The sequence below is a fragment of the Rhizobium sp. BT03 genome, assembly GCF_030053155.1.
Lineage (GTDB): Bacteria > Pseudomonadota > Alphaproteobacteria > Rhizobiales > Rhizobiaceae > Rhizobium.
The window spans coordinates 1,800,237-1,812,929 of the sequence record NZ_CP125640.1; the positions used below are offsets into that span (position 1 = coordinate 1,800,237).

Annotated in this window: 10 protein-coding genes; 1 reads left to right on the forward strand and 9 read right to left on the reverse strand. The window is 63.4% G+C overall.

The window, feature by feature from the left end; all coding sequences use genetic code 11:
- Positions 1-5: 5 nt before the first annotated feature.
- From QMO80_RS08905 to QMO80_RS08930, 6 genes are all read right to left on the reverse strand, one after another.
- Positions 6-647 (reverse strand): TetR/AcrR family transcriptional regulator, encoded by a 642-nt coding sequence (locus QMO80_RS08905; protein ID WP_283199738.1) that lies wholly within the window; start codon positions 645-647, stop codon positions 6-8.
- Between the two features lie 268 nt (positions 648-915).
- A complete protein-coding gene (locus QMO80_RS08910; RefSeq protein ID WP_283199739.1) occupies positions 916-4,014 on the reverse strand; it encodes an autotransporter domain-containing protein in 3,099 nt (1,032 codons plus the stop codon).
- 289 nt (positions 4,015-4,303) lie between these two features.
- On the reverse strand, positions 4,304-4,720 hold the full coding sequence (locus QMO80_RS08915; protein ID WP_283199740.1) for an MAPEG family protein: 417 nt from the start codon (positions 4,718-4,720) through the stop codon (positions 4,304-4,306).
- A gap of 88 nt (positions 4,721-4,808) precedes the next feature.
- A complete protein-coding gene (locus QMO80_RS08920; RefSeq protein WP_283199741.1) occupies positions 4,809-5,363 on the reverse strand; it encodes a hypothetical protein in 555 nt (184 codons plus the stop codon).
- Between the two features lie 2 nt (positions 5,364-5,365).
- Complete coding sequence (gene guaB, locus QMO80_RS08925) at positions 5,366-6,850, reverse strand: IMP dehydrogenase (protein WP_283199742.1); 1,485 nt, start codon at positions 6,848-6,850, stop codon at positions 5,366-5,368.
- Positions 6,851-7,130: 280 nt separating this feature from the next.
- Positions 7,131-8,123, reverse strand: coding sequence for an MBL fold metallo-hydrolase (locus tag QMO80_RS08930; RefSeq protein ID WP_283199743.1), 993 nt, complete (start codon positions 8,121-8,123; stop codon positions 7,131-7,133).
- A 251-nt stretch (positions 8,124-8,374) separates the two neighbouring features.
- Between QMO80_RS08930 and QMO80_RS08935 the strand changes: the two genes are divergently transcribed.
- Positions 8,375-9,796 (forward strand): DHA2 family efflux MFS transporter permease subunit, encoded by a 1,422-nt coding sequence (locus tag QMO80_RS08935; RefSeq protein ID WP_283199744.1) that lies wholly within the window; start codon positions 8,375-8,377, stop codon positions 9,794-9,796.
- A 55-nt stretch (positions 9,797-9,851) separates the two neighbouring features.
- Here the strand turns inward: QMO80_RS08935 and QMO80_RS08940 are convergent, their stop codons facing one another.
- From QMO80_RS08940 to QMO80_RS08950, 3 genes are read right to left on the reverse strand one after another with little or no spacing between them, the layout of a single operon-like run.
- Positions 9,852-10,235 (reverse strand): VOC family protein, encoded by a 384-nt coding sequence (locus tag QMO80_RS08940; protein WP_097623957.1) that lies wholly within the window; start codon positions 10,233-10,235, stop codon positions 9,852-9,854.
- A gap of 55 nt (positions 10,236-10,290) precedes the next feature.
- Complete coding sequence (locus QMO80_RS08945; RefSeq protein ID WP_283199745.1) at positions 10,291-11,010, reverse strand: RlmE family RNA methyltransferase; 720 nt, start codon at positions 11,008-11,010, stop codon at positions 10,291-10,293.
- 10 nt (positions 11,011-11,020) lie between these two features.
- Positions 11,021-12,598, reverse strand: a complete 1,578-nt coding sequence (locus QMO80_RS08950) for an exopolyphosphatase (RefSeq protein WP_283199746.1) — start codon at positions 12,596-12,598, stop codon at positions 11,021-11,023.
- Between the last annotated feature and the right edge of the window lie 95 nt (positions 12,599-12,693).

The window sequence follows — 12,693 nt, forward strand, 5'->3', positions numbered from 1 at the left end:
AGCCCTCAGGCGGCGCGCTTCGCGGTCGCGGCGAAAAGGGAGGCGCGGATGACGCGTTTCCACTCATCGAGCATGCGCCGCGCCAGGGCCTTGTCACTGACGGCGGCAAGCCGGATGACGGCGCCGATCAGGTGGCTGACCAGGTAAGTGCGCGCATACATTTCTTCGTCGCAAAGATCGGGAGCCAGCTTGCGCACGGCCTCCTGAAAGATGCCGGCGACGCGGCCGCTATGCTCGATGTTCAACTGCAGCAGATCCTGGTCGGTCTCCGTTCCCATCCAGACGCCGAGATAGACGGGATCATCGTGGTAGGACTCGTAATACCAATCGATCATGTCGCAGACGAGGTCGAGCGCCTGGTCGAGCGTCTGAACGTCGGCAAACATCGCCGCCGTCTTCGTCTGGATCGCCGAGGCGTGCTGGTCGAACAGGGCTTTGACGATCGCCGCCTTTTCGGGAAAATACTGGTAAACCGAGCCGATCGGCACTTTGGCGGCGACGGCAAGCTCCGTCATCCGCATGGCGCTGACGCCCTTTTCGGCAATGATCCTGGCGGCGGCAGCGAGAATGACATCCAGCCTCTGGATACTGCGCTCCTGCTTCGGCTGCCTGCGCAAGCCGATCCGATCCATGCTTTCCACGCCCATGTCGTTCCCATTCTTATCGTTCGCGCGGGGGCCAGGCATCATGCCAAATCAGCGCGTCGGGCGGGTATGACATTGCAGGTCTTCATCAGTCGTAAATGAAAACGCCCGCATTTTAACGACCGGCAAAAGCGTATAAAAAACGGGACTCTAGGCGTGCTCCATTGAGTTGCATTTACATCTTGAAGCGGTAAACGGTTGCGAAATTCCGGCTGGAAAGGTGCAGGCGTCGCCACCCTTCGTTGCGAAGGAATGACGGGTTCGGCGGATTTTAGAATTTCATCGACAAGGCCGCCCTGACCCCATGCTGCTGCGCATTATCGGCGACCTGGCCGGAATAGCCGATGCCAAGGGCAGAGCCCTCGCTGAGGTCGAAGTCAAGCCCGACGTCGAGAACGAAGGCGTTCTCCGCCAGCGCCACACCGGCGACGGTGAACGCCTCTCCACCTGCGAAAGCCTGCGTCGATACTGGAACGATGTCGCCGGCTGCATGCCGCCAGCCTGCCATGCCGCGCAGGGTGGCGTTCGTCCGGCCCAGGCGGATATCCATATCGGTACGCAGGCCAAGCGTTGTTATGGTGGTGCTGGTCGTGCGGCCGGCGCTGTCGAGCGCGGCGGCCCCGCCCTCTTCGGTAAAACCCGCCGTTCGAACACCGACATGAGCAAGATTGGCGAAGGGCTCGAAGGCGGCCGCCGCCGTCTCGAACCGATAGCCCAGCTCCGCAAAGGCCTGCAGCGTGCCGGCATCGTAGCTTGCTTCCAGCCTGTCCTCGAAGCTGCCGATGACGACGCGGCGGCTGGTGTCGATCTGATGCCAGGTGTGCGCCAGGCCGGAGCGGAAGGTGAGATCGCCCCATTGCGTGCCGGCGTAAAGACCGAGGTGATAATCGTCGCTCGATCCCGAGGACGCGCGGTGGCGCGGATCGAAGCCGGAATTGCTGTAACCGGCCATCAGGCCGAACCGGATGTCATCGAAGCTGGTGTCGACGCCGGCGAGAAAACCGCCGGTCTGGTGGTTGAGGGTGGCGGCATTGCCATCCGTGCGTATCTCGCTCCCGCCGCCGAAGGCCGTGCTCCAGAAAACCGGCGCGTCGGAAGCATCGGCAGCGGTCAGTTCCGGCGCGCCCGGCCAGAAGGCCTGGATCGGGACCGCGGTGGCGCCGGCATTGGCGAAAGCCGACCGCAGGCGTTCGTTGGCGGCCTCGCGGACAAACAGGCTCTGCGTGATCAGCGCCGTTTTGATCGAGGCGTGGATTTCGCCGGAAAGCGCGTCGAAGCTCGCTTGCACCTCGGAGTCGTCGTCGGGCAAGGTGACGATGGCATCGTAGATGTCATTGCCGGAGCCGAGCGACTCGGCGGCCTGCGCCGCGGCAAACTGGTTGCGGGTCGCCGCCATGTCGCTGAAGCGCACATCGTTGCGTGCGATTTCCAGATAGACATTGTTCGGATCGTAAGAGAGGTCGGCATCCAGAAAGGCATAATTGGAGGTGACGGCGCCGAATGTCCCGTTGATCCCACCGCTCGCGGTCAGGATCGTATAGGTGGAGAACGGCTTGTAGTCACCATTCATGCCGATGTGGCTAACGGTGGCGCCGTTCAGAAACGCGGTGCCGGTGACCGAGATCAAATCGCTGGCGGTGCCGGCTGGATCGACCTCGACCTCATAGGTGGCGCCCGCATCGAAAGTGAGGTTGCCGCCGACCGTCAAGGTCCCGATCGAGTTGCCGGGCGCAATGGTGACGCCGGCGCCGGCAGTCAGCGCACCAACATCACCAGACCCGCCCAGCCTGCCGCCGGTCATCGTGAGGATGCCGCCAAGGCTGCCGTTGACGATGAGGCGGCCACCCGAAACCGTGGTCGTGCCTGTAAAGGCCGAACTGTTGCCGGTCAGGCGCAAGGTGCCGCTGCCGAGCTTGGTCAGGTCGCCGCTGCCGGAGAATATGCCGCCATAGATGCTGTCGCTCGCCTGGTCGATGGTCAAGTCGGCGCTGCCGATCGCGATCTCGCCACCGCTTCCCGAAAGCTGCCCCATGGTCAGGTCGAAGCCACCGAGATCGAGGATACCGCCGTTGACCGCATAGGCGCGGTTCTGCACAAAGGCGCCGGCGCTGCCCGCCAGCAGGGTGCCGGCCTCGACCGTGGTCACGCCGGTGTAGATGTTGGTGCCGGACAGCGTCAGGGTGCCGGCGCCCTGCTTGGTGAGGCCGCCGGTCCCCTGCAGATCCGTCGATATGCCGATGGCAAAGCCGTTGGTGTCGATAAAGGCGCCGCCGGCATCGAAGATGACCTCGCCGGCGCTGAAACCGCCGAGGAAATTTGCCTCATTGCCCGTTGCGCGCAGAATACCGCCGTCGAAGACGAGGCTGGCATCACCGGCGCCGCTGTCGATATAACCGGTCTCCAGGACGCCACGCCCGTTTCCGGCGCTTCCGGCGATGTTCACCGTTCCCGTCGCACCCGAATCGTCGGCGATGACGACCCCGGAAGCCGAAATCAGGCCGCCGTTATCGATCGTCACGCTGCCGGAGCCGAATTCGCCCACATACAGCTCATTGGAATTGATCCAGCTCGATCCCGTACCGGTCACGCTGACCACGCCGCTGCCGTTCGTACTGAAGCCGACATAGCCAAAGCTGCTGGTGACCGAGCCGCCGTTCGAAATGGTCAGCGATCCCGCGCCGGCCTCGCCTACCGAGACATCGTTGATATTGCTCCAGAGCGAGTTCGCGCCCGTGACGATGACCTCGCCGACGGCGCTGGAATCATTGCTGATAAAACCGGATGCGCTGCTGACCGTCCCGCCATTGGAAATGATCAGAGTGCCGGTGCCGCTGTCGCCGATAGTGAGATTCTGGGAATTGGTCCAGGTCGAGCCGCTACCGGTGACCGTCACCGTGCCGCTCGCGCCGGAGAAATAGCCGATATGGCCGAATACGTTGTCGGCCGCGGCGCCGTCTTCGATGGTCAGCGCCCCGGTGCCCTGATGGCCGACATAAAGGTCGTCGGAATTGCTCCAGGTCGAGCCTGCCCCCGTGACCGTCACCGTACCGCTGGCGCCGGGATCGGCACCGAGCACGCCGGCATCGTTGCTGACTTCGCCGCCATTGCGGATGATCAGGGCTGCATCGTCACCATTCTGATCGCCAATGACAAGGGTGTCATTGATCGTCCAAGGAGCCGGCTGCGTGCCCGTGCCGGTGCCGCCCGGATCGTTGCCGTCGACGATCTCCGTGTCGCTGCCGGTAATGACCTGCTGCGCCCGTCCCGGCTCTGCTGCCAGCATCAGCGCCAGCGCCGCGGTGCTCGCCGATCCCGCAAGCCGCAGCATGGCCATTCGATGGAGCGCCGCCCCGCCTATCCTCTCGTCCATCTTCGCTCGCAAATCGTCCCTGCCACTATTCGCTCGCGTAGAAATAGGTCAATTGATTTAAATATTGGTAACCATGTTTCTGAATTGTTCTTCGGCCGCTGAAGAATAGCGGTTTCCCATCCAGTCCACCCTTGGAAACCGGCGCAGGTGCGCATGACTATATTGTCGGCAGACGACAGCACCGCCGGTCTTTTCAGACGCGTGAGGGATGCTGTAACATTTTGAATTGCTGAATAATTCTGACCTTGAACCGATTCCGATCCGCGGTTGGCCGGTAGCGCGGGGGGCACTATCCCATTGCCATCCAGGCGGCGAGCCAGACCCACATGGCGGCGAGCGAGAGGCAGCCTGCGGCAAAGAGCGGGCTGCGGTAGCGGAGGTCGTTGCTGCTGACATGCACGGCGGCATGGGCGTACCGCAGGGCGACGAAGAGCCAGGCGAGGCCGACGGCGACGATATTATCCGCCTCGGTGACATAGAGAAGAATGCAGCAGGCGTAGAACAGCACCGGCAGTTCGAACTGATTGGCGAGGCAGTTCTTGACGACGAGGCTTTCGGCCGGCTCGTCACGATTTTCGCGGTAATCCGATTTCGCGATGCTGCCGGCGCGGACCATTTTTGCGCGCCGCAGTCCGAGAAGGGCATAAAGACCATAGACCAGGGCCACATGGGCAAGGAGTGGCCAGAAGATTTGATAGCCGGTCATATGGGCGCCCGAGTCCTTTTCCGCGTCAGCATTCGCAGCGAGCAGTAGCCGAAAGGGAAGCCGGATACCAGCGCCCGCGAAAGCGCGCTCAGTCCCGGCGCGCGGAGAGCCAGCGGAGAATGGCAAGCCGGGCGATAAGGATGAAGCAGATGGCGAGGCTTGCGAATTTCAGCCTTGTCATCCACGGCAGCATTTGCGCTGCGAGATTTGCGGATCCACTGTCGCCGAAGGCGATCAGGCTGGCAATATTCTCGCCGTAGTCGGCAATGCCGTAGAGGAACGGCAGCAGGTAGACCGCCTTGGCGGCGAGCGGATGTTCCGATCGGCCGAACCACGCGCCTGCGGGACCAAGCTTGACGAAGGCGAGGAACAGCAGCGCCGTCAGCAGGGCCGGAAAGATCAGTTCCGGCCCGAAATACATGGCTCTGAGCAGCCGGGTCGCCGTCTCGTTCTCATCGAGCAGCTTCTGCATGTGGAAGACGGCCGCTTCGTCGTAACCGGCGAAATAGGTATCGAGCACCGCCTGCCCGGTTTCGTGCTTGAAGGGCACGACAAAGCCGAAGGTCGTCCAGGCGAGCACGGCAAGGCAGAGGGCTGCGAGCAGCGCGACGATCCAGAGAGGAATCCCGCTGCCCGCTTTCATAATCAGAGGCCGGCGCCCGGATAGTTCGGGCTTTCGCGGGTGATCGTCACGTCGTGGGCGTGGCTCTCGCGAAGGCCGGCGCCGGAGATGCGAACGAACGTCGCCCGCTCCTGGAAATCCTTCAGATCCTTGCCGCCGACATAACCCATGGCCGCCTTGAGACCGCCGGCAAGCTGGTGGACGACGGCCGAGACCGGCCCCTTGTAGGGCACCTGGCCCTCGATACCTTCAGGCACGAGCTTCAGCGTGTCGCGCACTTCCGCCTGGAAATAGCGGTCGGCCGAGCCGCGGGCCATGGCGCCGACGGAGCCCATGCCGCGATAGGCCTTGAAGGAACGGCCCTGGTAGAGATAGACCTCGCCCGGGCTCTCATCGGTGCCGGCCAGCAGCGAGCCGATCATGACGGCGGAAGCGCCGGCGGCGATCGCCTTGGCAAGATCGCCGGAGAATTTGATGCCGCCATCGGCAATCACGGGCACATCCTGAGCCTGTGCTGCCTGAACCGCCGACATGATGGCGGCGAGCTGGGGAACGCCGACGCCGGCGACGATGCGCGTCGTGCAGATCGAGCCCGGGCCGATGCCGACCTTGACGGCATCCGCACCGGCATCGATCAGCGCTTTCGTGCCGTCATAGGTGGCGACGTTGCCGGCCATGATGCGCACCGAGTTGGAGAGCTTCTTGACCCGGGTGACGGCATCCAGCACGCGCTGCGAATGGCCGTGAGCGGTATCGACGACCAGCAGGTCGACGCCGGCATCGATCAGCCGCTCGGCGCGCTCGAAGCCGTCATCGCCGACGCTGATGGCGGCGGCGGCGCGAAGCCTGCCCTGCGCATCCTTGGAGGCGTTCGGGTTCAGCTGCGACTTCTCGATGTCCTTGACGGTGATCAGGCCGACGCAGCGGCCTTCGGTATCGACGACCAGCAGCTTCTCGATGCGATGCGAGTGAAGCAGGCGCTTGGCCTCCTGCTGATCGACGCTCTCCTTGACGGTGACCAGATTATCCTTGGTCATCAGCTCGTGGATCTTCTGCTCCGGATCGGAGGCGAAGCGGACGTCGCGGTTGGTCAGGATGCCGACGAGGCGGCCCGACTTCTCGACGACGGGAATGCCGGAGATGCCGTGCGACTTCATCAGCGCGAGCGCTTCGGCAAGCTTTGCCTCCGGGCCGATGGTGACCGGATTGACGACCATGCCGCTTTCGAACTTCTTCACCTGGCGGACTTCTTCGGCCTGCTCGACCGGCGTCAGGTTGCGGTGGATGACGCCGAGGCCGCCGGCCTGGGCCATGGCGATCGCCAGACGGCTTTCGGTGACGGTATCCATGGCCGAAGACAGGATCGGGATGTTGAGATCGAAATCCCGGGCGATGCGGGTCGCGATGTTCGTCTGGCCGGGCATGACCTCGGAGTGGCCGGGCTGCAGCAGCACGTCGTCGAAGGTAAGCGCGTCCGCGCCGGTTGCCGTTTCTATGATGCGTGCCATGGCCAAATTCCTTCATTTAAGAAAATGCAACCTGGCCCGGAAACGAATCGTCCGCCCCGGCGGTGTGCATGAGATTGCTTGGAAGTTGGCGAGGGCTGGTAACACGTCTATGACAAGAAGGAAATAGCAAAAAGCCCGGCCTGTCCGCCGGGCTCGTCATGGGTGCCATGCATCTAAAGCGCATCGCGTCAAAATTGGTTGATGCGACGCGCTTTAGCTCTTTGTTTGCGCATGTCGTAATCCCGGAACCGCCGCACACTTCCGGGCGACATGCGGTAGATCAGATGTCGAACTGATAGGTCTTCGGCACGAAGCGATAGCCGCCATCCTGCCTCTCGGCAAAACCGACCGCCGGGAACGGCATGTGATAGCCGAGGAAGGCGATCTTCTCGGTCGCGATCATGTCGAAGACCTTGCGGCGGGCGACCGCGGCCTGCGCCTTGTCCATGTCGAAGCGCACTTCCCAATCCGGGCGCAGCAGCGACAGGATATAGTGATTGGCCGTATCGCCGGTGAGAACCAGGTGCTTTCGTTCCGATTCGACGTGGAACACCATGTGCCCCGGGCTGTGACCGGCCGCCAGCATCGCCGTCATGCCGGGCGCGACGCTGTCGCCGTCCTTGATGAAGGTGGTCTTTTCGGCAAGCGGCGCCACATTGGCGAGCACGGCCTTGTGGCCGCCCTCGGCCGGCGTGCCCTCGCGCGCCTTGCTCGACCAGAAATCATATTCAGCCTGACCGACGACATAACGGGCATTCTTGAAGGCGGGCGCGCCGTTTTCCATCAGCCCGCCGATATGGTCGCCATGCAGATGGGTGAGCGCGACGACGGTGACGTCGTCGGCCGAGTATCCCGCCGCCTTCAGGCCGTCAACGAGCTTTCCGAGACCGCGTGCGCGGCCGGCGGCGCCAAAGCCGGTATCGACGAGAATGACGTCCGAACCGGTATCGATGAGAACAGGCGCATAGCCGTTCACCAGCTTGTCGGTCGGCAGGAAGTTTGCGCTCAGCAATGCCCTTACGGTTTCGGGGTCCTGATCGGTGCCATAGGTTTCATGCGGGTTTTCGGAGATGTTGATGCCATCACTGATGACGGTGAACTTATAGGAACCGAGCTTGAATTGATTGATCTGCGGCGCAGGCGTTAAATCCATTTTATTCGTTTCTCCCGTCGCGGCCGCTTCGGCCCTCTCTCTTAAAATAACCGGCGCCGCGAGCAGGCCGAGGCCTGCGGCAAAAAGGGTGCGCCGCTTTATTCCCGACGACATTGCCATATGTCCATCCTTCCATGACGTGCGGTGCGTCGCCGCACGGCCCCCGATGTCGATTCCAGCCGGATTTCTTCTTTCGGCGGAACAGACATATCTCAATCTTGCCACCCGACGTTGTCGGACAAGCCGTCTCACGCAGACGTGAAGCAAACGTGTCTCCGAGGCGGATTGAGGGATTGGCAGGCTTGTGAAGTGGGACTAAACAGCACGGGCCTTCCCAGCTCCCATCCGCAGCCCATCAAGGCCTCCCGCCTATGAACCGCATCGTTCCGCTGATCCTCGCCGTCGCTCTCTTCATGGAACAGATGGACTCCACCGTCATTGCGACGGCGCTGCCGGCGATCGCGGCGGATCTGAATGTCGGGCCGATCACGCTGAAGCTGGCGCTGACCTCCTATATGGTGGCGCTGGCGGTCTTCATCCCGGTCAGCGGCTGGATGGCCGACAGGTTCGGCGCCAAGAAGATCTTCCGCCTTGCCATCGCGGTCTTCGTCATCGGCTCGATCTTCTGCGCCATCTCGTCCAATCTCGTCGAATTCGTTTTCGCCCGCTTCCTGCAGGGCATGGGCGGGGCGATGATGACGCCGGTCGGCCGTCTCGTGCTGGTGCGCACGACGAAGCGCAGCGATCTGGTTTCGGCCATGGCGCTGCTGACCATCCCGGCGCTGGTCGGCCCGCTCACCGGCCCGCCGCTCGGCGGCTTCATCACCACCTATTTCAGCTGGCACTGGATCTTCCTGATCAACGTGCCGGTCGGCATCATCGGCATCTGGCTGGCGACGATCTTCCTGCCGGAGGTCGAGGCGACGGCGCCGCCGAAGCTTGATTTCACCGGTTTCGTGCTCACTTCGTTTTCGGCCGCGGGCGTCGTCTTCGGCCTGTCGGTGGTCAGCCTGCCGGCCCTGCCGCCGATCATCGGCGTCACCGCCACCGTGATCGGCCTCGTCTGCGGCGTCCTGTATGTGCGTCATGCGAAGCGCCACCCGGCACCGATCCTCAACCTCGACCTGTTCAAGAACCCAACTTTCCGGGCCTCGACGCTCGGCGGCACGCTCTTTCGCATCTGCGTCGGCGCCATGCCCTTCCTGACGCCGCTGATGCTGCAGCTCGGTTTCGGGCTGACGCCGTTCCAATCCGGCCTGATCACCTTTGCAGGCGCCATCGGGGCGATCACCACCAAGTTCATGGCAAAGCGCGTCTTCGCCGCCATCGGCTTCCGCACGACGCTGCTTTGCGCCGCCATGGTGACGACGCTCGTGACCGTCGTCACCGGCCTGTTCACGCCGGCAACGCCGCATCTCGTCATCATCGGCGTGCTGCTCATCGGCGGCTTCTCGCGCTCCTTCATGTTCACCGGCGTCAATGCGCTTGCCTTCGCCGATATCGACGATGCCGAAGCGAGCCAAGCGACATCGATGAGTTCGGTGATGCAGCAGGTCAGCCTGGCACTCGGGGTTGCGGTTGCCGCCGCGATCCTGGAAAGCTCGATCTATATCAGGGGAGAAGCATTGCAGGTCGCCGACTTCCATCTCGCCTTCTACATCATCTCAGGACTGACCGTCATCGCCACCATTCCCTTCGTCAGAATGGACCGCAATGCCGGCGCACTGGTTTCCGGCCACCGCTCCAAGGTGGTGACGGTATCGACTGTTGAAGCCGAGCAGCCGGTCAAATAGGTTCAAGTTGCTACAATGTCCCTTGCGCCTCAAAAGGACGCGCGGCGCTGTCGTTTTATTCCGGATTTTCGCAAACGGCAGAGAGCTTGTTGCCGTCGAGATCGCGCACATAAGCGGCATAGAAATGGGCGTGGTAGGGGCGAAGGCCCGGCCCACCTTCATCGACGCCGCCTGCCGCAATCGCAGCCGCATGGAAAGCATCGACGGACGCCCGGGTTTCGGCCGCGAGCGCGACCATGGCGCCGTTGCCTGATGTCGCCCGGCGGCGATTGAAGGGCGTCACCACCCAGAAGCGGCAGCGCGTATCGCTGTCGGCGGAATAGCCGATTTCCTCTTCCGAATAGTGCTGGCGGCGATAGCCGAGCAGAGGCAGCACGGCATCATAAAACTGTCCTGCGCGATAAAGGTCGTTGGTTCCGAGCGTGATGTACAGAAGCATGGGATCAGCAGTTCAACTCTTGAGACCGTCATCATCGGTCCGGACCGGCTGAAGATCAAGCTTTCTCAGCGTCGCCTTCGACCTTGCGCCCCTTGAAGCCCTTGGCCAGCAAAAACATCTCGACCGATTCGGCGCGTGAGGCATTCGGCTTGACATGAACGACCTGGCGGAAGTTCTGCTTCAGCATAGCGAGCAGCTCACGCTCGGTGCCGCCCTGGAAGGTCTTGGTGAGGAAATGTCCGCCCTCCCCCAATACCTCGACGGCAAATTGCGCCGCGACTTCGCAGAGATGCATGGTGCGCAAATGGTCGGTGCGGTGGTGGCCGGTGGTCGGTGCTGCCATGTCGGAGATGACGAGATCGGGCGTGCCGCCGACGGCCTCCAGCAGCTTTTTCGGCGCAGTCGGATCGAGGAAATCGAGCTGCAGGATCTTGACGCCGGGCAGCTGGGCCATTTCGAGAAAATCGATCGCCGCCACGCGGATATCCTCATCCGTCGAGCCGGTGACCTTGGCGGCGATCTGCGACCAGCTGCCGGGGGCAGCACCCAGATCGATGATGCGCTTGGCGCCGCGCAGGATATGGTGCTTCTCGTCGATCTCCAAAAGCTTGAAGGCGGCGCGGGCACGATAGCCTTCCAGCTGGGCGCGCTGGACATAGGGATCGTTGATGTGGCGCTGCAGCCATTGCCGGGAAGAGGCCTTCATCTTCTTGTTCTTGACGCGCTGGCCGAGCTTGCGGCCGGTGCGGTTTCCCGCGATCGGTGCTTTGGTCATGCCTTTTTCCCTATCTGGCTCGCTGGCCGCGGCGGTTGCGGTTGCGCCGCCACACGCCGTCATCGGCCATCATGTCGGTGAGCAGCCCTTCCCTCAAGCCGCGATCGGCGACGCGCATGCGCGGGCTCGGCCAGCGGCGGCGGATCGCCTCGAGGATGGCGCAGCCGGCGAGCACCAGATCGGCCCGATCCGGCCCGATGCAGGGATTGGCGGCGCGGCTTTCGAAATTCCAGGAGAGCAGTTTTGCCTGCATGGCGGAAACCTCGTCGTCGGACAGCCAGATGCCGTCGACCTTGCGCCGGTCATATCGCGGCAGGTCGAGATGAACGCCGGCAAGCGTCGTCACCGTGCCCGATGTGCCGATCAGATGGAAGTCGCCGGTCTGGGCGACCTCGATTTCCGGGCAATCGAAGCCTTCGAGCATGCCGCCGACTTCCCGCACCATGCCTTCGAAAGCTTCCGGCGTGACATCGCGCCCGCCATGACGTTCCGACAGCGTCACGACACCGACCGGCAGCGAGGTCCAGTGGGTGATGTGATTGGCGAGGCGACTGTAACGATTGTCGCCGATGCGGATGACGGCGATCTCCGACGAGCCGCCGCCGATATCGAAGAGCACGACAGAGCGGGTCTCGCGCCCGACCAGCGAGGAGCAGCCGGAGACGGCGAGCCGCGCTTCGGTCTCCCGATCGATGATCTCGAGCGCCAGGCCGGTTTCGGCGACGACGCGGGCGAGGAACTCCTCCCCATTGATCGCCTGGCGGCAGGCTTCGGTGGCGATCAGCCGCATGCGGCGGATCTCGCGGTTTCTGAGCTTGGAGGCGCAGATCCTCAGCGCTTCGATCGCCCGCTCCATCGCCTCGTCGGACAGACGGCCGCTGGCCGCCAGGCCTTCGCCAAGGCGCACGATGCGGGAAAAGGCGTCGACCACCCGGAATTGCCCCGGGCGGGTCGGCTGGGCGATCAGGAGACGGCAATTGTTGGTGCCGAGGTCGAGAGCGGCATAGAGTTCGTCCGGCCACGCATGGTCGCCGGCCTGGCGATCGCCCTGATGACCGGCGCCCTGATAACCGGAATGGGCATGGCCGTCCTGGCGCCCCCTGCGGCCGGTATTTGCGCTGTTCTGTGCCTCGCGCGGCTCGGCGCGCTGCACCGTCTCTTCGGCGCGGCGTTCCTGCTGCGGCGGGGAAGGTTTTGCCGTCGTCAGCGGCCGGCCCTGAAGACCGCGCTTACCGCGATGTTTTCGGCGGTTGCGCCGGCTCGGCGCGGATTCACCTTCGGCCCGGGCAGCACTGCCCGCCGCCTGGGTCTGCTCCATTGCATGGGTATTAGATGAACCGTCCTGCGCAGCGCCCTGGCCGCCACGACGGCGACGCTTTCGCTTGCGGGCCGGATTTCCGGCCGCATCTTCCATCGGGCGCGCAGACTGCCCGGCATTGCCGGAAAGCTCATGCGAAGCGGGATGAGCCGCGTTGCGGGATTGCCCGCCACGCTTGCCCTTGCGGCGCCTGGACTTCTTGCCGTCCTTGCGCCCTGCCGCCGACGCCCCGTCAAATTGCGGCTTTGCGCCGCCTTCGGGGTCTTCCACGTTGTTTTTCCATCGCGCCGCGCAAGTCCTGAGGTATGCAGCAGGCGCTCATTCGATTTTTGCGTTGCGGCAAGAATATCAGCGCCCGCCGAAAT

Excerpts from the sequence above, each read along its gene's own strand:
- QMO80_RS08905 (WP_283199738.1), bottom strand. The coding sequence starts at position 647 with ATGGGCGTGGAAAGCATGGATCGGATCGGCTTGCGCAGGCAGCCGAAG.
- QMO80_RS08910 (WP_283199739.1), bottom strand. The coding sequence starts at position 4,014 with ATGGACGAGAGGATAGGCGGGGCGGCGCTCCATCGAATGGCCATGCTG.
- QMO80_RS08915 (WP_283199740.1), bottom strand. The coding sequence starts at position 4,720 with ATGACCGGCTATCAAATCTTCTGGCCACTCCTTGCCCATGTGGCCCTG.
- QMO80_RS08920 (WP_283199741.1), bottom strand. The coding sequence starts at position 5,363 with ATGAAAGCGGGCAGCGGGATTCCTCTCTGGATCGTCGCGCTGCTCGCA.
- guaB (WP_283199742.1), bottom strand. The coding sequence starts at position 6,850 with ATGGCACGCATCATAGAAACGGCAACCGGCGCGGACGCGCTTACCTTC.
- QMO80_RS08930 (WP_283199743.1), bottom strand. The coding sequence starts at position 8,123 with ATGGCAATGTCGTCGGGAATAAAGCGGCGCACCCTTTTTGCCGCAGGC.
- QMO80_RS08935 (WP_283199744.1), top strand. The coding sequence starts at position 8,375 with ATGAACCGCATCGTTCCGCTGATCCTCGCCGTCGCTCTCTTCATGGAA.
- QMO80_RS08940 (WP_097623957.1), bottom strand. The coding sequence starts at position 10,235 with ATGCTTCTGTACATCACGCTCGGAACCAACGACCTTTATCGCGCAGGA.
- QMO80_RS08945 (WP_283199745.1), bottom strand. The coding sequence starts at position 11,010 with ATGACCAAAGCACCGATCGCGGGAAACCGCACCGGCCGCAAGCTCGGC.